The 22,117-nt window shown below is 71.9% G+C and carries 23 protein-coding genes; 13 read left to right on the top strand and 10 right to left on the bottom strand.

Annotation, left to right across the window (positions count from 1 at the left end):
• Positions 1-294: 294 nt before the first annotated feature.
• The gene (locus KHP12_RS31590) at positions 295-657 is read right to left on the bottom strand and encodes a DUF1330 domain-containing protein (protein ID WP_086885682.1); all 363 of its coding nucleotides are present in this window, start codon (positions 655-657) and stop codon (positions 295-297) included.
• Positions 658-788: 131 nt separating this feature from the next.
• Here KHP12_RS31590 and KHP12_RS31585 point away from each other — a divergent pair, with 131 nt between their 5' ends.
• The 3 genes from KHP12_RS31585 to KHP12_RS31575 all read left to right on the top strand — a co-directional run bounded on the left by KHP12_RS31585 (position 789) and on the right by KHP12_RS31575 (position 4,510).
• Positions 789-980: a hypothetical protein gene (locus KHP12_RS31585; RefSeq protein ID WP_086885683.1), complete on the top strand. Its 192-nt coding sequence runs from the start codon at positions 789-791 to the stop codon at positions 978-980.
• Between the two features lie 206 nt (positions 981-1,186).
• Entirely contained in the window at positions 1,187-2,857 is a 1,671-nt protein-coding gene (locus KHP12_RS31580) for a hypothetical protein (RefSeq protein ID WP_086885684.1), read from the top strand.
• Between the two features lie 117 nt (positions 2,858-2,974).
• Entirely contained in the window at positions 2,975-4,510 is a 1,536-nt protein-coding gene (locus KHP12_RS31575; RefSeq protein WP_210609773.1) for a helix-turn-helix domain-containing protein, read from the top strand.
• A gap of 338 nt (positions 4,511-4,848) precedes the next feature.
• Here the strand turns inward: KHP12_RS31575 and KHP12_RS31570 are convergent, their stop codons facing one another.
• From KHP12_RS31570 to mfd, 3 genes are all read right to left on the bottom strand, one after another.
• Positions 4,849-5,244, bottom strand: coding sequence for a type II toxin-antitoxin system VapC family toxin (locus KHP12_RS31570; protein ID WP_086886255.1), 396 nt, complete (start codon positions 5,242-5,244; stop codon positions 4,849-4,851).
• A complete protein-coding gene (locus KHP12_RS31565) occupies positions 5,241-5,519 on the bottom strand; it encodes a hypothetical protein (protein ID WP_244203469.1) in 279 nt (92 codons plus the stop codon). Before KHP12_RS31565 ends, KHP12_RS31570 begins: the two co-directional genes overlap by 4 nt.
• 92 nt (positions 5,520-5,611) lie before the next feature.
• Positions 5,612-9,148, bottom strand: coding sequence for a transcription-repair coupling factor (mfd, locus tag KHP12_RS31560; protein ID WP_210609771.1), 3,537 nt, complete (start codon positions 9,146-9,148; stop codon positions 5,612-5,614).
• Positions 9,149-9,406: 258 nt separating this feature from the next.
• Here mfd and KHP12_RS31555 point away from each other — a divergent pair, with 258 nt between their 5' ends.
• From KHP12_RS31555 to KHP12_RS31520, 8 genes are all read left to right on the top strand, one after another.
• A complete protein-coding gene (locus KHP12_RS31555) occupies positions 9,407-9,718 on the top strand; it encodes a gas vesicle protein GvpO (protein WP_063745093.1) in 312 nt (103 codons plus the stop codon).
• Positions 9,719-9,746: 28 nt separating this feature from the next.
• Positions 9,747-10,229: a gas vesicle protein GvpJ gene (gvpJ, locus tag KHP12_RS31550; protein WP_037950880.1), complete on the top strand. Its 483-nt coding sequence runs from the start codon at positions 9,747-9,749 to the stop codon at positions 10,227-10,229.
• Positions 10,230-10,232: 3 nt separating this feature from the next.
• Positions 10,233-10,973 carry a GvpL/GvpF family gas vesicle protein gene (locus KHP12_RS31545; protein ID WP_210609769.1) on the top strand — a complete coding sequence of 247 codons (741 nt, stop codon included), beginning with the start codon at positions 10,233-10,235 and terminating at the stop codon, positions 10,971-10,973.
• 1 nt (position 10,974) lies between these two features.
• Positions 10,975-11,256 carry a gas vesicle protein GvpG gene (locus tag KHP12_RS31540; protein WP_086883573.1) on the top strand — a complete coding sequence of 94 codons (282 nt, stop codon included), beginning with the start codon at positions 10,975-10,977 and terminating at the stop codon, positions 11,254-11,256.
• A complete protein-coding gene (locus KHP12_RS31535; RefSeq protein WP_086883572.1) occupies positions 11,249-11,614 on the top strand; it encodes a gas vesicle protein in 366 nt (121 codons plus the stop codon). Before KHP12_RS31540 ends, KHP12_RS31535 begins: the two co-directional genes overlap by 8 nt.
• Positions 11,611-12,423 carry a GvpL/GvpF family gas vesicle protein gene (locus tag KHP12_RS31530; RefSeq protein WP_086883571.1) on the top strand — a complete coding sequence of 271 codons (813 nt, stop codon included), beginning with the start codon at positions 11,611-11,613 and terminating at the stop codon, positions 12,421-12,423. Before KHP12_RS31535 ends, KHP12_RS31530 begins: the two co-directional genes overlap by 4 nt.
• Before the next feature lie 116 nt (positions 12,424-12,539).
• The gene (locus KHP12_RS31525) at positions 12,540-12,725 is read left to right on the top strand and encodes a gas vesicle protein (RefSeq protein ID WP_044581510.1); all 186 of its coding nucleotides are present in this window, start codon (positions 12,540-12,542) and stop codon (positions 12,723-12,725) included.
• Positions 12,722-13,018, top strand: a complete 297-nt coding sequence (locus tag KHP12_RS31520) for a gas vesicle protein K (protein WP_086883570.1) — start codon at positions 12,722-12,724, stop codon at positions 13,016-13,018. Before KHP12_RS31525 ends, KHP12_RS31520 begins: the two co-directional genes overlap by 4 nt.
• Before the next feature lie 171 nt (positions 13,019-13,189).
• On the opposite strand, the gene KHP12_RS31515 is transcribed toward KHP12_RS31520, so the two are convergent.
• The 3 genes from KHP12_RS31515 to KHP12_RS31505 form a co-directional block, all read right to left on the bottom strand.
• Complete coding sequence (locus KHP12_RS31515; RefSeq protein ID WP_086883569.1) at positions 13,190-14,173, bottom strand: STM4015 family protein; 984 nt, start codon at positions 14,171-14,173, stop codon at positions 13,190-13,192.
• Between the two features lie 99 nt (positions 14,174-14,272).
• The gene (locus tag KHP12_RS31510; RefSeq protein WP_086883568.1) at positions 14,273-14,551 is read right to left on the bottom strand and encodes a hypothetical protein; all 279 of its coding nucleotides are present in this window, start codon (positions 14,549-14,551) and stop codon (positions 14,273-14,275) included.
• 164 nt (positions 14,552-14,715) lie between these two features.
• Complete coding sequence (locus tag KHP12_RS31505; protein ID WP_086883567.1) at positions 14,716-15,114, bottom strand: VOC family protein; 399 nt, start codon at positions 15,112-15,114, stop codon at positions 14,716-14,718.
• A gap of 113 nt (positions 15,115-15,227) precedes the next feature.
• Between KHP12_RS31505 and KHP12_RS31500 the strand changes: the two genes are divergently transcribed.
• Positions 15,228-16,367, top strand: a complete 1,140-nt coding sequence (locus KHP12_RS31500) for a MerR family transcriptional regulator (RefSeq protein WP_308016866.1) — start codon at positions 15,228-15,230, stop codon at positions 16,365-16,367.
• Between the two features lie 11 nt (positions 16,368-16,378).
• Positions 16,379-17,017, top strand: a complete 639-nt coding sequence (locus KHP12_RS31495; RefSeq protein ID WP_086886500.1) for a hypothetical protein — start codon at positions 16,379-16,381, stop codon at positions 17,015-17,017.
• Here the strand turns inward: KHP12_RS31495 and KHP12_RS31490 are convergent.
• The 3 genes from KHP12_RS31490 to KHP12_RS31480 form a co-directional block, all read right to left on the bottom strand.
• The gene (locus KHP12_RS31490; protein ID WP_086886499.1) at positions 17,007-17,993 is read right to left on the bottom strand and encodes an aldo/keto reductase; all 987 of its coding nucleotides are present in this window, start codon (positions 17,991-17,993) and stop codon (positions 17,007-17,009) included. The genes KHP12_RS31495 and KHP12_RS31490 overlap by 11 nt on opposite strands.
• 733 nt (positions 17,994-18,726) lie before the next feature.
• Positions 18,727-21,297: an ABC transporter permease gene (locus KHP12_RS31485; protein ID WP_086886498.1), complete on the bottom strand. Its 2,571-nt coding sequence runs from the start codon at positions 21,295-21,297 to the stop codon at positions 18,727-18,729.
• Positions 21,294-22,082 (bottom strand): ABC transporter ATP-binding protein, encoded by a 789-nt coding sequence (locus KHP12_RS31480; RefSeq protein ID WP_210609765.1) that lies wholly within the window; start codon positions 22,080-22,082, stop codon positions 21,294-21,296. The genes KHP12_RS31485 and KHP12_RS31480 overlap by 4 nt, the downstream gene beginning before the upstream one ends.
• Positions 22,083-22,117 lie beyond the last annotated feature (35 nt).

Here is a 22,117-nt window from a genome sequence, read left to right as displayed (position 1 = left end):
CGACGGTCGGCTCGTCGCCCCCCGGGGCCCAGGGGCGAAGCCCTTGCCACGCGGCGGAGCCGCATATCCATGCCGCGGGAAGTGGCGGAGAGGGGGGAAGACCCGCTGGGTGGCGCGCGCCCAGCAGGTCGGAGGAAGCCCGCTACGGTTCGGGCAGCGCCCCGAAGGGGCGCGGGGCTGTGTCGTTGTGCGGCTCCGCCGCGGCTGTGTCGATATGCGGCTCCGCCGCGTGGGACCAGCCACGACGGCGCCGCAGTCGGCCGACGACACATCGCGACACTTCCCGCGGAGCGCTCAGCGGGCGTACCCGCTGGGGTCGGCGGACCGGAGCTTCTCGGCCCGCTTCAGTGGGTCGTAGCCGGGGCCGACGCCATCGGCCAGGATCACATCGCCCTCGATGTGGTCGGTGCGCAGCGCCAGGATGTCCTGATAGGCGGGCGACGCGTACCACGCGCGGGCGTCCGCCATCCCGCCCGGGAACTCGATCAGCACCACACTGCCCGGCCACTCCCCCTCGACCACCTCGAACGTGTCGCCGTGGATGAGGAACCGGCCGTGAAAGGGGTCGAGGGTGGCCTGGATCCGCTCCAGGTACTCGATGACGTCGGGGTGCGGGCTGCGGCCGTGCAGATGCGCGAGCGCGTAGGCGGCGGGCATGGCTCCTCCAAGTGCTCCAAGCGGATCGGCGGACACGGATCAGCCTGCCGCGCCCCGCCAGGAGCGTCGATTACCCCCGAGGTCATGGCCCCGGCCCCGGGCCTCAGTCGAAGATGCCCAGGTCCTCCCGCATGATCCGGCGCATCGCCGACAGCCGCATGACCATCGTCGTCACACACCGGCTCGAGAACACGCAACTGGCTGACCGCATCCTCGTCAGACGCGAGGGACGCGTGATCGAGTACAGCGGGTACCGGATCAGCGCCGGTCGGGTTGACGGGCGCGGCAGCGCTTCCGGTGCTGTCTGCTGTGTTGGTGGGTAGCCCTCAGGGATGGCGAAGAAGCGGGCGGACTCCTCCACCGAACTGGTGGGTTGGGATGCCCGTGGGGGCGGGATCGGGGCCGCACTGCCGAAACGGTGCGTGCAGGTGTGCTGGCGGCTGGAGTACATGCCGCTCTTCGGCGAGTTCGAGACCGGGCGTGACCTTGGGGCTTACTCACCACCGACTTCCAGCGAGGTGACACCGTCATGACCACCACCGTCGTACCCGGGCTGCTGGAGCAGTTGCGGCGCATGCCCGACGACGCCTTCACCCGCCTGCAATACCTGGCCCCACAGGTCGGCTGCTTCAATGGATGCGCCATGTGCTCGCAAGGTGCCGGCCGCGACATCTGGAGCCTGACCCAAGAGGGGCTGACCGGCCTGTTCACCGCGCTCGCGGGGGTCGCCGCCGAGCGGAGCCTGGCCATCGCCTCGGGCCGTATCCACCGCCCCGGCGTGGTCTTCCCCTATCTGGACAACGACATCGGCTCCTACCCCCACCTCGACCACTATGCCCAGCTTGCCCGTGATGTCCTTGGCGTGAAGCTGCGAATCTCCACCGTCGGCTACTCCCGCCACTCCGCGCGACTGGCCGCTATGCACCAGCACCTGGTGAAGGAGTTCACCGGCGCCTTCGACGGCATCCGTTTCTCCGTCACCCCCTACACCCTCGGCTTCACCGGCCGCTTCGGGGTCGACCGCCAGGCGTATATCGAGGATCTGGCCGCTGCCCTGCGGACATACCGTCCACTACTGGACGTGCTCGGGCACGGCGCCACCACCGCCGCGTGCGAGCTCCGCTTCGCCCCGCTCGTCGGGATCGGCGAACTGACCGACGCCCGCATCGACGGCCACCACGTCCTCGCCACCGGCCCCCACCTGCTCATCTCCCATGAACGGACCGACGGTGAGCTGCCCGAGACCGTGATCGAGAGCCTGGACGAGCCGCTCTACTCCGAACCCGGTGCCCCCTACCTGCACATCACCTCCGACATCGCACCGCCGACGGCCGCCACGGTGCAGGCTGCGCTCACCGGCACCCTCTCGGTGCCGCACCGGGCCCGGACGGTACGGCTGCACCGCTTCTCCAACGCCGACGGCCCGTACTTCGCGGCCGATCCCAACTTCCACCCCGACGGCACCTTCACCGCCCTGCACCTCTATCCGGCCACCGCCGTGCGCCCGAACTCCGGCTACACCGACGCAACCAGGCCCCTGCTCAACACCTTGCTGGCCCACAAGCGGGCCCACGGGCTGGGCCGCCGGGACGAGTTCGCCCATGCCACTGGCGCGGACGTGGCCACCGTTCTTCAGGCGCTCACCGCCCAGGCCGACGAATTGCAGCCCATCGACCGTGCTGCGGCGGCCCATCTGTGCGAGCAGATCCATCCCCAGGTCGCCGCGTACGCTGCGGCGCTTGAGCGGGCCGGCTACCCACCGCGCATGTTCTTCTCCCGGACCTTCACCATCGACACCGGACAGATCGTCAACCAGGGCCGCGCCGAGAAACTGTTCCGCGGCCTGACCGGCACCAACGGCGAACCAATGACCCCGCTCGAGGAACGCGACTTCGGCCGGGCCAGCCTGTCCGCCCTCCGCGGACCGATCTGGCGGATGGCACCTCTGCCTCTTGCGCCTACCGGGCGCCTGCCACTCGCCGTCACAGGGAAGAAGAACCCAGCCACCAGCGCCCCGAGCCTACTGGTCGAGGAACTCGACCCCTGCCATCTCTCCCCCGTTATGCGCACCACTGGCCGCCGCCTGCGCCGCCACACGCTCGCCCTGCCGGACGGCTGGATCGAGCACACCAGCATGGCGCAGGGCCGGACTCTCTTTGCCCTGCCCGGCCTGCTCGCGGAACCGCGAGCCACAGGATGACAGTGGTCCCGAAGCGCTCGGAGGAACCGGCTACGTCTCCGTCGTTTCCACAGGTTTTCCACAGGCGGGGTCGGGCCCTTTCCGAAACCCAGGCGATCAGAACTAATGTGCTGTTTCATGCACACCCCGCCCTCCGACGTGCGCGCCGACCGCGCCGACCGCGCCGATGACGTTCTCGCTCTCGCCCGGCTGGCCACCAAGCGTGGGGCGGTACGGGCGATGCTCGGCTGGCTGGCCCGGCGGACCGGGGGTCCGGCCGTGCTGGTCGGGGACACGGGGCGGGTGCTGGCCGGGCCGGGTGGGGAGCACGACCCGGCGGTGGCGCGGGTCGCCGTCGACGCCGCCGCCGTGGCCGCTGTCGAGCTGCACCGGCGCGGGGCGGCCTCCGCCGTGCTGGGCGGGGGCGATGGGCCCCCGGTGCATCTGATCGCGCTCGACACCGGCCCCAGGACGTATCTCGCCGTCGTCGGGCCGGACGATCCGCACTGCGGAACGCTGCTCGCCGACGCCGCCCGCACCCTCGCCCTGTGCTGGCGGCTGGAGCAGTCCGAGCGGGCGCGGCGGCGGATCGAGTCGGCCGAGGAGTACAGCCGGGAGGCGGTGCTGCATCTGCTGATGGTGGGCAGCGTGCCCGCCGCGCAGCGGATCGCCGGGGCGCTGCGGCCGGCGCTGCCCGCGATGGTCCAGATGTACGTCATCGAGTGCCCGCACGCCCGGCGGCGCGAGATCGCCCGGCGGATCGACCGCGAGGCCGGGGGCGGGGCGTGGATCGTGCCGTGTCCGGTGCGCCCGAACCATGTGCTCGCGCTCGTACCGCCCGAGCCGGGCCCGGGTGCGGCGGCGGTGAGCGGCGGCCCGCGCGGCGGCCCTGCGCCACTGGACCTGCTGATCGTCCGGCTGGTGCCCGAATGCCGGGTCGGGGTGAGCGCGGCGGTCGCGCTGCGGGACACACCGACCGCGTACGAGCAGGCCATCCACGCGCTGGCGGTGGCCCGTAACGCGCCCGGGCGCCGCGCGGGTTTCGGCGGCGATGTGGATGTGACCGTCCTGGCGGGCCCGGAGGGCTATGTGTGGGCGAGCGAGCTCCTGGCGCCCTGTCTGCGGTACGCACCGGCCCGCCGCGCCGACCCGGGCCCGCAGGAGCTGCTGGGCACGCTCGGGTCGTGGCTCAGCTTCGGCGGGGCGGCCAGCCGCCATCTGAAGATCCACCGCAATACGCTCGCGGCGCGGATGCGCCATCTGGACGAGCTGCTGGGCGTGGAGGTCAGCCGCAGTCTGGCCGCGCAGTCGGCCGCGTGGCTGGCGCTGCGGCTGCATACGGCGCCCCAGGCCGCGGCGGCCCGCGCCCAGGCCCCGCCGGGGCACACCGCCACACTGGACGCGGTGCTGGGCACCCCCGCCGCCGGGGCCTGGGCCCGGGCCCAGCTGCGCCCCCTGGAGCAGGCCGGTCCGACGGCCGGCCTGGAGACCATACGCGCCTGGCTGCGCGCCGACGCCCGCCTCCCCGCAGCGGCCACCGCCCTGGGCATCTCCCTCCCGGGCGCCCGCAAGCGCCTGACCAGGGCGGAGGACGCCCTGGGCCGCTCCCTGCTGACCGCGCCGAGCGCGAAGTACGAACTATGGCTCGCGATGCGGGCTTTGGGCTCGCTCTGAGACGGGGCGACCGCACACCGGGGTCGCTCTCCGTTCGCCGTCGTACTCACCGTTCGCCAGCGCACTCACCGTTCGATGGGGAACCGCCCGGCGCGCTCACTGTGCACATCGTTCCTCGCCGCGGATGCCGCGGGCGCCTATTGTCCTGGACAAGCCACGACGGGCCGCGCCGAGCCCCGCCTCTCGCCGAGGGCTGAGGGCTGAGGGCTGAGGGCGCACTCCCCCACCCGCACGGCACCGCACCCGGCCACCCCGCCGGGCTCATGAGCCGGGGCCGGCCGCCGCGCGACGACGGGGGTGTCGCGCGCGGCCCGCCCCTGTCCCCCTCGCCCAGGCGATCAGCCGAGGACTTCGATCACGCAGCGCGCCATGGTGCAGCGACTCAGCCGGGCATCACCAGTGATCAGCGGAGCCCGGTACACCTCCGCCGCCGCGATGTACGCCGCGTGGTAGCCCGTGACCTGCCCCCGCAGCTCCCACATGCGCATCAGGAGCGGCTGGATGGCGATCGACTCGATCGATGCCCCGGTCAGCGCGGCCACGGCGTCCTCGGCGCGGGCTTGGGTGATCTTCCCTCCGAGGAGCCGACCGCGTACCGCGTGGAAGGTCTCGACGACGAGATGGCCGGGCGCCGCCCAATGCGGGTCCTGAGCGAGGCGCGCACGGGCCGCCTTCCCGGCGGCGGCGTCCCCGGTGAGCGCTTCAATGAGGACGCTCGCGTCCACGATGATCACGCGGGCGCCCCCGGCTCCCCCGGTGAGAGGCCGGGTCCGGCGACGCGTGCCGCGCGGTCGGCGTCGAGCTCGCGTACGGTCTCGCTCACGGCGGTCTCGACGCCGTCCGATCGACCCTCGAACCGTTGCAACAGCGCGACGTTGCCCGCCCGCTCGGCCTCGTGCTTGACCAGGTCCAGCAGATATCCCTGGAGGGACTGGCCCAGCTGCCTCGCCCGTTCGGCCAGTATGTCGCGCACCTCGTCCGGCACATCCCGAATCTGAAGAGCCACCATGCATGCATTTTCCATGCACGGCGGCCCCGCAGGCAAGCCGGTTCAGGGCAACCGCCCGGGACGGCCGCCCGGTCACGCCCCCAGGATCGCCCTCACGACCCCAGGATCGACGTCAGGAACTCCCCGGTCCACGCCAGCAGCTCCCGCCCCACCAGCGGCTTGCCGCCGATGCGGGCGGTGGCGGGGCGGGGCACCAGGACCTGCTTGGTGGCGGGCTTGATGACCGAGCGCTGGTAGAGGCGCTTGAGGCGCAGCTCCTGGGATTCGCGGAGCTCCACCGGGGAGAAGCGGATGTTGGAGCCCTGGAGGGTGATGTCCGTGACGCCGCAGGCGCGGGCCAGCAGGCGCAGTCCGGCGACCAGGAGGAGGTTCTCCACCGGCTCGGGGAGCTTGCCGTAGCGGTCGGTGAGCTCCTCGCGGACGGCGCGGATGTCGTCCTCGCTGCTCGCGGAGGCGATCGCCCGGTACGCCTGGAGGCGCAGCCGCTCGCCGGGGGCGTAGTCGTGCGGGACGTGCGCGTCGACCGGAAGCTCGATCTTGACCTCCAGCGGCGCCTCCACGGGCTCGCCCTCGCCCGCCTCGATCGAGGCGCGGTAGTCGGCGACGGCCTCGCCGACCATCCGGACGTAGAGGTCGAAGCCGACGCCCGCGATATGGCCGGACTGCTCGCCGCCGAGCAGATTGCCCGCGCCGCGGATCTCCAGGTCCTTCATCGCCACATACATGCCCGCGCCCATCTCGGTGTGCTGGGCGATCGTGGCCAGCCGCTCATGGGCGGTCTCGGTGAGCGGCTTCTCGGGCGGGTAGAGGAAGTACGCGTAACCGCGCTCGCGCCCTCGCCCGACCCGGCCGCGCAGCTGGTGCAGCTGGGAGAGGCCGAAGTTGTCGCCGCGCTCGACGATCAGGGTGTTGGCGTTGGAGATGTCGATCCCGGACTCGACGATGGTCGTGGAGACCAGGACGTCGAACTTCTTCTCCCAGAAGTCGACCACGACCTGCTCCAGCGCGCCCTCCGACATCTGCCCGTGGGCGGTGGCGATCCGCGCCTCGGGGACGATCTCGCGCAGCCGGGCGGCGGCCCGGTCGATGGACTCCACCCGGTTGTGGATGTAGAAGACCTGGCCCTCGCGGAGCAGCTCGCGCCGGATCGCCGCGCCGATCTGCTTCTGCTCGTACGGTCCGACGAAGGTCAGCACCGGATGGCGCTCCTCCGGCGGGGTGGTGATCGTGGACATCTCGCGGATGCCGGTGACCGCCATCTCCAGGGTGCGCGGGATGGGCGTGGCGGACATGGTCAGCACGTCCACATTGGCGCGGAGCTTCTTCAGCTGCTCCTTGTGCTCGACGCCGAAGCGCTGCTCCTCGTCCACGATGACCAGACCCAGGTCCTTGAACTTGGTTTCGGAGGAGAAGAGCCGGTGGGTGCCGATGACGATGTCGACCGAGCCGTCCCGCAGCCCTTCCAGCACCGCCTTGGCCTCGGTGTCGGTCTGGAAGCGGGAGAGCGCCCTGACATTGACCGGGAACTGGCCGTACCGCTCGCCGAAGGTGCCGAAGTGCTGCTGCACCAGCAGGGTCGTGGGCACGAGCACCGCCACCTGCTTGCCGTCCTGGACCGCCTTGAAGGCCGCGCGGACCGCGATCTCGGTCTTGCCGTAGCCGACGTCGCCGCAGATCAGCCGGTCCATCGGAACCGACTTCTCCATGTCCTCCTTGACCTCGGCGATGGTGGTGAGCTGGTCGGGGGTCTCCGCGTACGGGAACGCGTCCTCCAGCTCGCGCTGCCAGGGGGTGTCCGCGCCGAAGGCATGGCCGGGCGCCGCCATCCGGGCCGAGTAGAGCTTGATCAGGTCGGCGGCGATCTCCTTGACGGCCTTCTTGGCGCGCGCCTTGGTCTTGGTCCAGTCGGCGCCGCCGAGCCGGTGCAGGGTCGGCGCCTCGCCGCCCACGTACTTGGTGACCTGCTCCAGCTGGTCGGTCGGGACGAAGAGCCGGTCGCCGGGCTGGCCGCGCTTGGCCGGGGCGTACTCCACCACCAGGTACTCACGGGTGGCGCCCTGGACGGTGCGCTGCACCATCTCGATGTAGCGGCCCACGCCGTGCTGCTCGTGGACGATGAAGTCGCCCGCCTCGAGGGTGAGCGGATCGATGGTCTTACGGCGGCGCGCGGGCATCCGCGCCCCGTCCTTGCCCGCGGCCTTCTGCCCGGACAGATCGGTCTCGGTCAGCACGGCCAGCTTCAGGGCCGGGTCGATGAAGCCGTAGTCGATCGAGCCGCAGGCCACATGCACCACGGACGGCTTGATCTCGGTGAGGTCGCCGTCCAGCCGGGCCGCGATCCCCTCGCCGCCGAGCACCTCGACGGTGCGGGAGGCGGGGCCGTGGCCCTCGGTCACATAGACCGTGCGCCAGCCGTCGGCGAGCCAGCCCTTGGTGTCGGCCAGCGCCCGGGCGGTGTCGCCGCGGTAGCTCTCGGTGGCGTGCATACCGAGCTTGACGGTGTCCGCGTCGAGCTCCTCGTCGGCCGCGAAGGGGCTCACCGACCACCACATCATGCCCAGCTCACGGGCGCGGTCGCGGACGTCCGCGATGCTCCACAGGGAGGCCGCGCCGACGTCGATCGGGGCCTCCCCTCCCCCGGCCGTGGCCGCCCAGGACGCCTGGAGGAACTCCTGGCTGGTGGCCACCAGGTCCGCCGCCCGGGTGCGCACCCGCTCCGGCTCGCAGACGACCGTCATACTGCCCGCCGGGAGGACGTCGAGCAGCAGCTCCATGTCGTCCACCAGGACGGGGGCCAGGGACTCCATGCCCTCGACCGCGATCCCCTCGGCGATCTTGCCGAGCAGCTCGCCCAGCTCGGGATGGGCCTCGGCGAGGGCCGCGGCCCGCTCCCGTACGTCGTCGGTCAGCAGCAGCTCCCGGCAGGGCGGGGCCCACAGCCCGTGCTCGGCGACCTCCAGGGACCGCTGATCGGCCACCTTGAAGTAGCGGATCTCCTCGATGTCGTCGCCCCAGAACTCGATCCGGAGCGGATGCTCCTCGGTCGGCGGGAAGACGTCCAGGATGCCGCCGCGCACGGCGAACTCACCGCGCTTCTCGACCAGTTCGACCCGGGAGTACGCGGCGGCCCCGAGCCCGTCCACGATCTCCTCCAGATCGGCGGTCTGCCCGGCCCGCAGGCTCACCGGCTCCAGGTCACCGAGCCCCTTGACCTGCGGCTGGAGCACGGACCGCACGGGCGCGACGACGACCGAGACGGGACCGGCCGCCGGGTCGTCCGGGCTCGGATGGGCCAGCCTGCGCAGCACCGCGAGGCGCCGCCCGACCGTGTCCGAGCGCGGGGAGAGCCGCTCGTGCGGCAGCGTCTCCCAGGACGGGTACTCCACCACCCCGTCCGGCGGCAGCAGCGAGCGCAGCGCCGCCGCGAGGTCCTCCGCCTCCCGGCCGGTGGCCGTCACCGCGAGCACGGGACGGCCCGCGGAGCGCGCCAGCGCGGCGATGGCGAACGGACGGGCGGCGGGCGGGCCGACCAGATCGACATGGGGGCGATGGCCGTCGGCGGCGCCGCGCACCGCCTCGGCGAGCGCGGGGTCCCTTACGACGGCGTCGAGCAGACCGGTGAGGCTCATAAAGGGGTATTCCATCCCGGAGGCGGACAACGCGAATGACCCGACACGTGTCACGGGCCGGGGGTCTTCCAGAGTACGGCCACCCGCGGACAACCACGCCGGGTCCGGCCGTGGCCCCGCCGGAACCGCCTGCGCCCCGGCGGTCCGCGCCCGGCCCGCGCCCGTGGCGGCACGGGGCCGTCCGGCCCATGGCGGCAGGCATCCGTCCGGCCCATCACGACGGGCGGCCGGGCACGCCCTGTGATCACACTGATGCACATGGCAGAGCGAGACCCGCGCCCATCGCCCACCAGGACGAGTACCCGGCCCCGAGCCCCCAAACCGGCCGAGGCCGCCCGGCACGCGTGCGAACAGCTCGCCTCACTGATCGTCCATGAGCCCGAGGGCGTCAGCGGCGTGGCCCGCCACGAGGACGGCTGGCTCGTCAGCGTGGACGTCCTCGAGGTCGCCCGGATCCCCGACACCACCAGCCTGCTGGCCACGTACGAGGTGCGCATCGACGAGCGGGGCGAGCTCCAGGAATACCGGAGGGTCCGCCGCTACCGGCGCGGTGCGGCCGACGACTGCTGAGACGCGACAGCCGAAAGGACGCCCCGAGATGCCCAGTGGCACTTACACGGAAGAGGTCGTCTGCATCCAGCGGACCGGCACCCTCTACGACTGCCTGGAACTCATCCTCGACCGGGGCATGGTGATCGACGTCTTCATCCGGGTCTCCCTCGTCGGCATCGAGATCCTGAAGATCGACGCCCGGATCGTGGTCGCCAGCGTGGACACGTACCTCCGCTTCGCCGAGGCCTGCAACCGTCTGGACCTCGAATTCGACCGCAGCAAGACCGTTCCGGAACTGCTGGGCGGGATGGCGGGCGGCGGCGGGAGTCCGGCCGGGGGCATGGCCACCGGCCTCGCCAAGAAGAAGGCCAAGAAGGCGGTGGCGGGCGTGGGCGAGAAGGTCAAGCGGGCCGTCGGGGCCGATGACGAGGAGGGGGAAGAAGGGGAGCGGGAGGAGCGGGAGAGCCGCCCCCGGCGGCGCAGTGCCCCCACCCGCCGCCGTTCACCGTCTGCCTCCGAGGAGGACTGATCCATGACCGCGCCCGCGCCCGCACCGCAGAGCGTGTACGTCTACGGCGTCGTCCGCGCCTCCCACACGGTGCCGCCCGGCCGCACCGGGGTGGGCGAGCGGCCCGCCCCGGTCCGTACCGTCCGGGCCGGAGCGCTGGCCGCGGTGATCAGCGACGCTCCGGCCCGGCTGCGCGCCAAGCGCCGCGACCTCCTCGCCCACCAGGACCTCGCCCTGACGCTGGGGCGGGACGGGCCGGTGCTGCCGATGCGCTTCGGCATGGTCGCCCCCGACGAGGAGTCGGTGCGGCGGCAGCTGCTGTGCACACAGCACGACTGTCTGGCCGCGCTGGAACGCCTCGAGGGACGCGTGGAGATGAACCTCAAGGCGCTGCCCACCGAGGCCGACCTGGGCGCGCTGGTACGGGAGGACCCCGAGGTGAGCCGGTTGCGCACCGCCGCGCGCCGGGCCCCGGGGTACGAGGCCAGCGTCCGGCTCGGCGAGGCCGTGGCGCGCGGGCTGAGGCGCAGGGCGGCGGCCGCCGCGGCCACGGTGCTCGCGGAGCTCTCGGCCGTGGCGGACGCCACGGTGCACGGCCCGGAGGTCGAGGGGTGCGTGCTCAACGCCTCGTTCCTGCTGGACCGGCGCGAGCAGCGGCGGTTCGAGGGCACCGTGGAACGCCTCGCGGCCGCCCACCGCGACCGGGCCGAACTGCGGCTCACCGGCCCGCTGCCCTGCTACAGCTTCACGGAAGGCCGGGTCTGAGATGGGCGTACTGAGCCAGGTCGTCCTCTTCCCGCTGGCGCCGGTGCGCGGGGTGGTGTGGATCGCGGAGCGCGTGCGGGACATGGCGGAGGAGGAGATGTGCCATCCGTCGGTGCTGCGCGCCCGGCTCGCCGCGCTGAACGAGGCGCTGGAGTCGGGGGCGATCGGCCCGGAGGAGTTCGACCGGGAGGAGGACCGGCTGCTGGAGCTGCTGGAGCGCTCGGGCGGCCGGGGAGGCCCGGGCGGCCGGGGAGGAAGGGCGGGGGTGCGACACCATGACTGAACGCGGTCTGATCGACCCCCCGACCGTGAACGACGAGCGGCACCCCTCCGACCTCGCCGAGATCCTGGAGCGGGTCCTGGACAAGGGCATCGTGATCGCCGGGGACATCAAGATCGACCTGCTGGACATCGAACTGCTCACCATCCGGCTGCGGTTGTTCATCTCCTCCGTGGACACCGCCCGTAAGGCCGGCATCGACTGGTGGGAAACCGATCCCGCGCTCTCGTCGCGCGCCGCGCGGGACACCCTCGCCCAGGAGAACGCGGACCTGCGGACGCGGCTTCACGCCCTGGAGTCACGGATCGGCGCAGAGGAGCTGAGCACGGTCGGCGCGGCCGAGGAGGAGAGGCGCCCATGACCCGCGCCGAACCCCCCACCCTCACCTACGCCTTCGCGGTCTGCCGGGGCGACGGCCTCACCGACCCGGCGGAACCGTTGGCGGAACTCCCCGGGCTCGGCACCGGCGCCCCGGTCCGCACGCTCGCGGCGGGCCCGCTCACCGCCGTGGTCCAGGACGTGCCCGCGGCCGGGTACGGCGAGGCGGCGCTGCGCCGGCGGCTGTCCGACGGCGCCGAGCTGGAGCGCTGCGCCCGCGCCCACCACGCGGTGATCACGGCGGCGTCGGCGCTGGCCCCGGCCGTTCCGCTGCCCCTGGCCACGGTCTATCTCGACGACGGCCGCGTCCGCGAGGCCCTGGGCGACCGGCAGACGTCCTTGCTGACCGCCCTGGACCGGATCGCGGGCCGGGTCGAATGGGGCGTCAAGGTCTACGCCCCCACGGGGCCGCCGCCCGAAGCGGCCCCCGCCCCGTCGGACGGCCCCGGGAGCGGCCGCGCCTATCTGGACCGCGTCCGCACCCGGCAGCGCGGCCGCGAACAGCGCCACACCCTGGCGCTGCGGGCCGCCGAGCGGGTGGACACCGTCGTCCGGGGCCTCGCCGTGGCCGCGCGCCGGCTGCGCCCGCACGGCGTCGAGGTGACCGGGAAGCACCGCACCCATGTGCTGAACGCGGCCTACCTGCTCGACCTGGGCCGGGAGCGCGAACTGCGCGCCGCGCTCGCGTCGTTGCGCCACGACGAGGCGGACGTGCGGATCGAACTCTCCGGACCGTGGGTGCCGTACTCCTTCGTCGACGGAGGAATCACGGACGCGGGGGCGACCCCATGACCCCCATGACCGGGCCCACCTGGGATGCCGCTCCGGCCCGGGCCCTGTGGGAGGCGAACCCCGCCGCCACCGCCCGTCAAGAGGCCCCCGAGTGGGGAACCACCCCCGCCGAGGCCCTGGGCCCGCTCGGCGTCCCCCTCGTGGACCTCCTCGACCGGGTGCTCGCCACCGGCGTCGTCATCAGCGGCGACCTGGTCATCGCGATCGCCGAGGTCCCCCTCGTCCGCCTCTCCCTGCACGCCCTGCTCTCCTCGGTCAACGAACGGGTGCGGGCCCCGTGGACCGACAGCGGCCCGCTATGAGCACGCCGGTCCCCTCCGCCCCGTCCCGCGTCGACATCGACCGCGACTCGGTCGGCCGCGACCTGGTGGCCCTGGTGCTGACGGTCGTCGAACTCCTCCGCCAGCTGATGGAGCGCCAGGCCATCCGCCGCATCGACGCGGGCGGCCTCACCGACGACCAGATCGAGCGCATCGGCACCACGCTGATGCTGCTCGACCAGCGCATGGCGGAGCTGTGCGACCAGCACGGCCTGACACCGGACGACCTCAACCTGGACCTCGGCCCGCTGGGCACCCTGCTCCCCCGCGACTAGGGGGTGTCTTGCCGGTCGTGCCGGGCTCCCGACGCCCGGCACGGCACCTCGCGGCCCCGCGCTCGTCGCTCCCCCAGCTACCGCTGGGAGGTGCCCCCCGCGCCCCCAGCTACCGCTGGGAGGTGCCCCCTGACGCCGCTCGCTGATCCGGACTGATCGACAAGACACCCCTTAGGGGAGCCCCTCAACACAGATGGAGCGCCAGACGGTGCCGTCGGCCTCGTAGTCGACGTCACTCTGATCGAGATCCACTTCGACGCCCGCGGGTTCGAGCGCTTGGCGTATGCGCTGCCGGAAGGGCTCGCTGAGGAAGTTGTAGTGCAGGTCCAGCTTTGTGAGGTGGGTCAGCGGCTGGCCGCTGAGGAGGGCGGCGGCGCCGTCGTCGCTCAGGATGCCCATGGAAAGGTCGAGCACCTCGAGCCGAGCGACCACCGGGGCGGACGCCACGGCGGCGGCGACCTCGTCCTGGATCTCGCTGTTGCGCAGGGCCAGGTGCCGCAGCCGGGGCATCCGGGCACCGGACAGGATCGGCTCCAGATCGGCCACCTCACAGTCCCCACCGGTGTCGTTGCTGCCCAGCCACAGGTCGAGGTGGACCAGCGCGGGCAGTTCGCTCGCCCCCACACCGCGCACGACGCCACCCGGCAGGCCACTGCTTTGCACGGTCAGCCTGCGCAGCGCGTCATGGCGCAGGGCGGGGAACTCCAGCTTCAATGTTTCTCCCAGGCTGGTGCCCCACCCCGCGCGCACGCCGAAATCCTCCAGTGCGGGAAAGCCGGTCAGCAGCGGTGTGACGTCGGTCTGGCTGATCCGGGAGAGACTGCACTCCTCGTCCGTGATGTCCCCGAGGAACACCGACCGCAGGGCGGGCAGCCGGTCGCGCACGGCCAACAGCGCTTCGATGACCTCGGACGGATCGGTGTCTTCCACATCGCCCCAGATGCCGACGATCAGAGCGCGGACCCGCGTGATGTCGACCTCGGCACAGAAGCGGCCGAAGGTCTCCACCCACCTCTCCTCGGATTCCCACCTCTCATAGCCGATCCGCCAGGCCACGGCGTCGGGTTCGGGCAGGGTTGCTGTCTCGCCGGGCGCGGGAAACGTGAAAGCCGGGAGGCCGTACAGCTCCTCAAGGTGATCGTCGTGCCTTCTCATGCTGGCTGCTCCTGCCGTGCGGCGTGTCAGGGGGGCGATGTGAGCAACAGTTCTACTAGGAGCGACTGACAACGCGCCGGTGAGCCCGGTGGCCGCCGGTCAGGCCGCCTCGGCGGGGTCGAACGTGGCGGCACGCGACGGCGTGAGCCACACCAACCGGGCGGTGACGCCGTCCCGCCGCGCGAAGTACCAAGTCGCCCGGGCGGGCGAGGCCAGGCTGAGCCGCCGCAGCCCGTCGACGCTGGTCACGTCCACCCGCCCGTCCTCGTACGCCGTCCCCCACGCCGCGACCTCGGCATCCCGCCAGCCGTCGTCCAGAGCGAATTCCTGGACGCAACGACCGCACCGGTGCCCTCCAGCTGCGCGAGAGCGCCGCACCCGACACCATCCTCGCCACCAGCCCCGCCACCTTCGGCACCTTCCTACGCGCCGCCAAGGCAGGCGCCCTCGACCACTTCGGTCACGACACCACCGCAAGCGGCTGAGCGTACCCGGGAACCGGTCCGCCCCCGTGTGCGGACCGGCTCCCGGCGGGGTGGGGCTCAGTCGTTCTGGACGACCATCAGGGAGTTGCCGTCCGCGTCGCGGAAGCCGAACATCGGCGGGACCGGGGCGCCCCAGCGCTGGACCTCGGGGTCGGTGTCGACGCCGCGGGAGCGCAGGGTGGCGTGGTCGGCGTCGATGTCCGCGGAGGTGAGGATCAGGCCCGTCTCGGTGCCCTCAGCGGTTTGGCCCTCGCGCGGGAGGACGAGCGCGATGCCGGTCGGGGCGCCTGCCGGGCCCACCTCGATCCAGCGCATGCCGTCGCCGAAGGGAATGTCGGCGCGCTTCTCGAAGCCGAGGGTGTTGACGTAGAAATCGAGCGCCCGGTCCTGGTCGGCGACGGTGACGGCGACCCGGCCGATCTCGGTGAACCGGGTGCCCTTCGCGGTCTCGGTCATGGTGACCTCCCTGGTGGTCATGGGTTATGCCGGTAAGACCGAGGGGCGGCGCGAAACTCATCGGGGCGGTTCCGTTTGACCTTCGAGCCGCTTGAAGGCCGAGCATGGCGGCCATGGACGACGACGAGCCCCTGATGGGCATCGGCGCCTTCGCCCGCCGGGTCGGGCTGGCGCCGAGCGCGCTGCGGTTCTACGACGACTGCGCGGTGCTGCGGCCCGCGCGGGTGGACGCGGCCACCGGGTATCGGTACTACGCCCCGGAGCAGGCGCCCCGCGCCGCGCTGCTGCGGCGGCTGCGGGACGCCGGGCTGCCGCTGGTCGAGGCGACGGCCGTGCTGGACGGGCCGCCCGAAGAGGCCCGGGAGCTGCTGCGGGACCATCTGCGACGGACCAGGGAGTCCGCGGCGGCCGCCCGTGCGGCCATCGAGGACGTGCTGCGCACCCTGCCGGGCGGGGCGCGCCGAGCCCAGGTCCGGATCGGCGGCGCCGAGCTGGCGGGCGCGGTGCGACAGGTGGGCTCGGCGGTGGCGTCCGGTGCGGTGCGGGCGGAGTTTCCGGTGCTGGGCTGCGTCTTGGTCGAGCTCGCCGAGCAGGAGCTGCGGCTGGTGGCCACCGACCGCTACCGGCTGTCCGTACGGGCGCTGCGGCCGCTCGCGATCAGCGGTGAGCCGTGTGGGCTGCCGGTCGGTGTGGAGGAGTTGCGGGAGGTCGCGGGGCGGGTGCGGGGGCTGGCGGAGGTCGCGATCGAGGTGGATGGGGACGACGTCCGCGTACGTGGGGGCGGGGAGGAGCGGGCGCTTGCCGTCGCGGATGAGATGTTTCCCGCGTACCGCATGGTGCTCGACGGACTGGCTGCCGCCCGGCATCGGGTGATCACCGATCGGGCGGCGCTGTGTGCGGTTGTTGCGGGGTGGGGTGGTGACGGGCCGGTGGTGCTGCGGACCGGTGACGGCGGGCTGACGGTCGAGGGTGGCCCGGCGCTGCCCGCCGTCGCGGACGGTGCGCCATCGTCGGCCGCCGTGGATGGCACCGCGCCACCGCCCGCCGTCGCAGACGGGCCTCCGTTGTCCGCCCTCTCCACCGGGCCGCCGCTGCGCATCGCCTTCGACCCGGCCGCCCTCGTGCCCGCGCTGGAGGCCGGTGTGGGGCCGGACGTGCTGCTGGAGATCGCCTCGGACAGCGAGCCCGTCGTCGTCCGTTCCGCCGATCAGGGCAGTTTCACGACGCTCGTCATGCCCGTCCGGACCCCGTGAAGGAGACCGCAATGGATCCCGACAATCCCGTCGTCCGGTTGTGCGTGCAGGGCATGGCCGCCGAGGCCGAGGGCCGGGCCGACGATGCCCGCGCCCGCTTCCGGCAGGCGTGGGACATCGCCGCCGACGACTACGAGAAATGCGTGGCCGCGCACTACCTCGCCCGGCACCAGCCCACCCCCGCCGAGACACTGCGCTGGAACCAGGAGTGCCTGGACCGCGCGGACGCGGTCGGCGACGAGCGGGTCCGCGGGTTCTACGCCTCGCTGCACGTCACCATGGGCTCGGCGTACCGGGCACTCGGTGACCCAGCCGCTGCCCACCGGCACTTCGTACGCGCCGCCGCGCACATCGGCGACGTACCGGCCGGGGCTTACGCGGACTGGACCCGCTTCGGCATCGCCGACGGGCTGCGTACGACCCGCAGGAACGGACCGCTCGCAGCGCTGCTGGAGCGGCTGTGTGCCCGCGGCGAGTTGCGGGCGCTCGGGGTGATCCTCCCGCCGTACCTCGGCGACCTCGGTACGGAGGAGGAGCGGGAGCGGCTGATCACCGCGCTGCGCATGGTGCACGCCGCCCGCTGGCCGGCGGATGACGAACAACAGGCGCTGGGCGCGGTGATCAGCGAGCTGATGGGGGTCAGCGGTTGACGAAGGTGAGGCTCTTCTCGTCGTAGCGGGTTCCCGCCACCTGGTCGGCCGGGGCCGCGGCGTCGATCGCGGCCAGGTCGTCGGCGGACAGCTCGATGGCGACCGCGGCCAGGTTCTCCTCCAGGTACTTCTGGCGCCGGGTGCCCGGGATGGGGACCACGTCGTCGCCGCGGTGCTGCACCCAGGCGAGGGCGAGCTGACCGGCGGTGACGCCCTTCTCGGCGGCCAGTTCGTTCAGCTTGTCGACGATGGCCAGGTTCTGTTCGAGGTTGCCGTCCGCGAACCGGGGCTGGGTGCGGCGCACATCGGTCTCCGGCAGGCCGTCGACGGAGGTGTAGCGGCCGGTCAGGAAGCCGCGGCCGAGCGGGGAGAAGGGGACGAGGCCGATGCCGAGCTCGCGGCAGACCGGGACGATCTCGTGCTCCAGGTCCCGCGTCCACAGCGACCATTCGCTCTGGAGGGCCGCGATGGGGTGCACCGCGTGGGCCCGGCGGATGGTCTCCGCGCCCGCCTCGGACAGACCGAGATGGCGCACCTTGCCCGCCTGGACCAGCTCGGCCATCGCGCCGACGGTCTCCTCGATGGGGACGTCGGGGTCGACGCGATGCTGGTAGTAGAGGTCGATGTGATCGACGCCGAGCCGCCGCAGCGAGGCGTCGCACGCCTGGCGGACGTACGCGGCGTCCCCCCGGATCGCGGTCGGCTCCCCCAGCCGGTTGGCGAACCCGAACTTGGTGGCCAGCGCCGCCCGCTCCCGCCGCCCGGCCAGGGCCCGGCCGAGCAGCTCCTCGTTGTGCCCGGCGCCGTAGAAGTCGGAGGTGTCCAGCAGCGTGACGCCGAGGTCGAGGGCGCGGTGGAGCGTGGCGATCGACTGGGCGTCGTCCGAGGCGCCGTAGCCGTGGCTCATCCCCATGCAGCCCAGGCCCTGGGCCGCGACGGTCAGGGCGCCCAGGCGGCGGGTGGGCAGTTCGGACATCGGGTACCTCCTTCGTGGTCGTGACGATCACGCTAGGAGTTGGAGCGCACTCCAAGTCAAACCACGGGACCAGTAGCTGTGCGGCAGAGAATCGGCCATCGGCGACGAATGCATTGACATTGCGCCGGAATTCTGCGGGCCCACCCGGGCGGCGGTTTTGCCGTACCGGAATACGCCGACGTCCCCTCATCCGAACCGCGCGGTCACAGCTCTAGTGAATTCCTCGAGTTCGTCCGGCTAGCTTTCTCGCCGAGGTGGAAAGTCCACCGGATCGGAGTGTACCGATATGCGCTCTCGTCGCCTTGCGTTAGCTGCGGCAACCACCCTCGGGGCCCTCGCCCTCACGCTGGGAATCGGAGGAACGGCCCAGGCCGCTCCCCGCCCCTCGGTCACCCAGGCCGAATGCCGGGCCTCTGGAGGCCTGGTCGTCCCGATCAATGTCGTCGCAAGCATCTGTATCTGGCACAACCCCGACGGCACCAGCGACTCCGCGCCGATCACCGACCCGTGGGGCATCAACTGACCTGAGCGCCTCGCTCCGCGAAGTCGGCCTCAATATGGCGGCCGGTGATCGAATTCGCCCCGGCACGCAGGAAAAACCGGGTGCACAGAAGAAAACGGTGCACAGGAAAAAACCGGCCCGGTGCGCTCCCCCGTCGCACACCGGGCCGGTCGCCCTTCTGTCCCTCCCTCCGTGGAGGGGCAGCGGGCCTCATTTCCCCCGTTGGCTCTGCTATTCCGTGGCGATCGCGTTCAGGACGTTCATCCGCGCCGCCCGGAAGGCCGGGACCAGGGCCGCGATCAGGCCCACGACGGCGGAGCCGATGAAGACCGTGATGATCGTCGGCCACGGGATCTCCAGGGTCTTCAGACCCTCGAGCGCCAGCAGCTTCTGGGCCGTGGTGCCCCAGCCCATGCCGAGCCCGAGTCCCAGCAGGGCGCCGAAGAGGGCGATGACCACGGACTCCAGGCGGATCATGCGGCGCATCTGGCGGCGGGAGACGCCGATGGCGCGCATCAGGCCGATCTCACGGGTCCGCTCGACGACCGAGAGCGCCAGGGTGTTCACCACGCCGAGGACGGCGACGATGATCGCGAGCGCCAGCAGGCCGTAGACCAGGTTGAGCAGCTGACCGACCTGGTCCTTGACCTCCTTCTTGTAGTCGGTCTGGTCGCGCACCTTCACCGACGGGTAGTGGTGCAGCTGGGACTTGAGGGAGTCGTACGCCTGCTTCTCCTGGCCGTCCTTGGCCTGCGCCAGCATCATGACGTCGGCCGGGATCAGCTTGGCGGGGACGTAACGCTCGACGGTGGCGATGTTGAGGTACAGCGCGCCCTTGTCGAGGCTGACGTCGTCCGAGGTGATCGCGGCGACGGTCAGCTTGGCGGTGCGGCCCTCCTTGAAGGCGACGGTGAGGGTGTCGCCCTTCTTCACCTTGTGGTCCTTGGCGAAGCCCTCGGGCACCGACATGGCGTCCTTGCCGTACGCGGCGGACAGGTCGCCCTCGACGACCGGGGTGCGCAGATCCTCGGCGTACGTCGGGCTGGCGGCCGAGAGGTCCTTGGTGACCGTCTTGCCGTCGGGCAGGGTGAGCTTGGTGCCCTCGATGTCCTTGGCCTCGCTGATGTGCTTCAGGCCCTTGGCCTGGCGCACCGCGTCCGCGATCCCCTTGGTGATCGGCTGGCCGGTGTCGGACTGGATGATGAAGTCCGCGCCCACCGACTTGTCCAGCTCGTCGGTGGCCGAGGCGACCATCGAGGAGCCCACCACCGACAGACAGGCGACCAGCGCCAGGCCGATCATCAGGGCCGCGCCGGTGGCGCCGGTGCGGCGCGGGTTGCGCAGCGCGTTGCGCTCGGCCAGCCGGCCGACCGGGCCGAAGATCCGCAGGACGACGGTGGCCAGTACCCGGACCACCAGACCGGCCAGCAGCGGGCCGATGACGATGAAGCCGATGAGCGTCAGCACCACGCCGAGGCCCAGGAACATCGAGCCGTCGACCGCCTTGTCCGCGTTCCCCGCGACCACCAGGGAGGCCGCGCCGCCCGCGGTGAGCAGGGTGCCGATCGCGCCGCGGATCCATCCGGCCCTGCTGTCCGCCGGGGTGCCCGCGTCGCGCAGGGCCGCCATCGGGGAGATCTTCCCGGCCCGGCGGGCGGGGATGTACGCCGCGATGACGGTGACGACGACGCCGATGCCGATGCCCACGATGGGCGTGGTGGCCTTCACGGTCAGCTGGTCGGTGCTCAGGTGGAGCCCCGCGCTGCCCATGATCTTCATCAGGCCGACCGCGAGGCCGACGCCGCCGAGGACACCGAGGATCGAGCCGACGACGCCGAGCAGCAGCGCCTCGATCAGCACCGACCGGTTGATCTGCTTCCGGCTGGAGCCGATGGCGCGCATCAGGCCGATCTCACGGGTGCGCTGGGCGACCAGCATCGAGAAGGTGTTGACGATCAGGAAGATGCCGACCAGGACGGCGATCCCGGCGAAGCCGAGCATCGCGTACTTCATCACGTCCAGGAACGAGCCGATGTCGTCCTCGGCCTCCTTGCTGGACTCGGCCTTCGTCTGCACCTTGACCCCGGTGCCGAGGTCGGCGACGACGTTCTTCTTCAGCTGGTCGTGGCTGACGCCCGCCTTGGCGGTGAGCGAGTAGCTGGAGTAGACCCCGGGGGCGCCGAGCAGCTTGCGCTGCGCGGTGTCGGTGTCCATGTAGATCAGCGTGGCGCCGGGGTTGGTCACCTGGAACGTGGCAATGCCGACGATCTTCGCGCGGAACTCGCCCGGGATGGCGATGATCCGCACCTCGTCGCCCAGCTTCAGCTTCTTGTTCTTGGCGGTGTCGGCGTCGACCATGATCTCGGTCGGGCCGCGTGGCGCGTGGCCGGAGGTGATCTCGACCGAGCGCTTCTCGGTCGGGTCCCAGTTGGTGCCGATGGTCGGGGCGCCGGTGTCCGAGCCGATGCTGTTGTCGTCGCGGTCGGCGGCGGTGATCGACTGGCTGGTGGCGTCGCCGAGCACCGACTTGACGCCGTCCACCTGCTTCAGCCGCGCCAGCTCCGAACCGGGCAGGGTACGGATCCGGCCCTGCTGGGTGTCCTTGTCGCTGACGCCCTTGGGGCTGACCGTGACGTCGGAGGCCGTGCTCGCGAAGAGCTTGTCGAACGTGGCGTTGGTGGTGTCGGTGAAGACGAGCGTGCCGCAGACGAACGCCACCGACAGCAGCACGGCGATCGCGGACAGCGCCATCCGCCCCTTGTGGGCGACGAAGTTGCGCAGTGAGGTCTTGAGGACGGTCATGACACCCGTCCTCGCGCGTCGAAGTGCTTCATGCGCTCCAGGACCAGATCGGCCGTCGGGTTGTACATCTCGTCGACGATCCGGCCGTCGGCCAGGTACAGCACCCGGTTGGCGTAGGAGGCGGCGACCGGGTCATGGGTGACCATCACGATGGTCTGGCCCAGCTCGTCCACCGACCGCTTGAGGAAGCCCAGCACCTCGGCGCCGGCCCGCGAGTCCAGGTTTCCGGTCGGCTCGTCACCGAAGATGATCTCGGGGCGGGCGGCGAGGGCGCGGGCCACGGCGACGCGCTGCTGCTGACCGCCGGAGAGCTGGTTCGGACGGTGCTTGAGCCGGCCGGACAGACCCACGGTCTCCACCACCCGGTCCATCCAGGCCCGGTCGGGCTTGCGGCCCGCGATGTCCATCGGCAGTGTGATGTTCTCGATCGCGCTGAGCGTGGGCAGCAGGTTGAACGCCTGGAAGATGAAGCCGATCCGGTCCCGGCGCAGCTTGGTGAGCTTCTTGTCCTTCAGCTTGGTGATCTCGGTCTCGTCGATGAAGATCTGCCCGGAGCTGACGGTGTCCAGACCGGCCAGGCAGTGCATCAGGGTCGACTTGCCGGAGCCGGACGGGCCCATGATCGCGGTGTACTGCCCCCGCGCGACGTCCACGTCCACATGGTCCAGCGCGACCACCCGGGTCTCCCCGGAGCCGTACGCCTTGACGACCTGACGTGCTCGGGCGGCGACGGCCGTATGTCCTCCGCTGCCCCCGGTCCTGGGAATCGATACAGCCGTTGTCACGGTCTTTCTCCTTCGATGTCCGATCGGTGATCTCT

Origin of the sequence: Streptomyces asiaticus (assembly GCF_018138715.1) — a bacterium.
GTDB lineage: Bacteria > Actinomycetota > Actinomycetes > Streptomycetales > Streptomycetaceae > Streptomyces > Streptomyces asiaticus.
Note: the sequence above shows the minus strand (reverse complement) of the source record. Positions and strands in the feature narration are given on the sequence as shown.

What these genes read in the sequence shown, in the direction of transcription:
- KHP12_RS31585 (WP_086885683.1), top strand. Translation starts at nt 789, where the DNA reads ATGATCCGGCGCATCGCCGACAGCCGCATGACCATCGTCGTCACACAC.
- KHP12_RS31505 (WP_086883567.1), bottom strand. Translation starts at nt 15,114, where the DNA reads ATGACCGAGACCGCGAAGGGCACCCGGTTCACCGAGATCGGCCGGGTC.
- KHP12_RS31500 (WP_308016866.1), top strand. Translation starts at nt 15,228, where the DNA reads ATGGACGACGACGAGCCCCTGATGGGCATCGGCGCCTTCGCCCGCCGG.
- KHP12_RS31580 (WP_086885684.1), top strand. Translation starts at nt 1,187, where the DNA reads ATGACCACCACCGTCGTACCCGGGCTGCTGGAGCAGTTGCGGCGCATG.
- KHP12_RS31535 (WP_086883572.1), top strand. Translation starts at nt 11,249, where the DNA reads ATGACTGAACGCGGTCTGATCGACCCCCCGACCGTGAACGACGAGCGG.
- KHP12_RS31495 (WP_086886500.1), top strand. Translation starts at nt 16,379, where the DNA reads ATGGATCCCGACAATCCCGTCGTCCGGTTGTGCGTGCAGGGCATGGCC.
- KHP12_RS31520 (WP_086883570.1), top strand. Translation starts at nt 12,722, where the DNA reads ATGAGCACGCCGGTCCCCTCCGCCCCGTCCCGCGTCGACATCGACCGC.
- KHP12_RS31485 (WP_086886498.1), bottom strand. Translation starts at nt 21,297, where the DNA reads ATGACCGTCCTCAAGACCTCACTGCGCAACTTCGTCGCCCACAAGGGG.
- KHP12_RS31515 (WP_086883569.1), bottom strand. Translation starts at nt 14,173, where the DNA reads ATGAGAAGGCACGACGATCACCTTGAGGAGCTGTACGGCCTCCCGGCT.
- KHP12_RS31565 (WP_244203469.1), bottom strand. Translation starts at nt 5,519, where the DNA reads ATGGTGGCTCTTCAGATTCGGGATGTGCCGGACGAGGTGCGCGACATA.
- KHP12_RS31555 (WP_063745093.1), top strand. Translation starts at nt 9,407, where the DNA reads ATGGCAGAGCGAGACCCGCGCCCATCGCCCACCAGGACGAGTACCCGG.
- gvpJ (WP_037950880.1), top strand. Translation starts at nt 9,747, where the DNA reads ATGCCCAGTGGCACTTACACGGAAGAGGTCGTCTGCATCCAGCGGACC.
- KHP12_RS31530 (WP_086883571.1), top strand. Translation starts at nt 11,611, where the DNA reads ATGACCCGCGCCGAACCCCCCACCCTCACCTACGCCTTCGCGGTCTGC.
- mfd (WP_210609771.1), bottom strand. Translation starts at nt 9,148, where the DNA reads ATGAGCCTCACCGGTCTGCTCGACGCCGTCGTAAGGGACCCCGCGCTC.
- KHP12_RS31545 (WP_210609769.1), top strand. Translation starts at nt 10,233, where the DNA reads ATGACCGCGCCCGCGCCCGCACCGCAGAGCGTGTACGTCTACGGCGTC.
- KHP12_RS31590 (WP_086885682.1), bottom strand. Translation starts at nt 657, where the DNA reads ATGCCCGCCGCCTACGCGCTCGCGCATCTGCACGGCCGCAGCCCGCAC.
- KHP12_RS31540 (WP_086883573.1), top strand. Translation starts at nt 10,975, where the DNA reads ATGGGCGTACTGAGCCAGGTCGTCCTCTTCCCGCTGGCGCCGGTGCGC.
- KHP12_RS31490 (WP_086886499.1), bottom strand. Translation starts at nt 17,993, where the DNA reads ATGTCCGAACTGCCCACCCGCCGCCTGGGCGCCCTGACCGTCGCGGCC.
- KHP12_RS31575 (WP_210609773.1), top strand. Translation starts at nt 2,975, where the DNA reads ATGCACACCCCGCCCTCCGACGTGCGCGCCGACCGCGCCGACCGCGCC.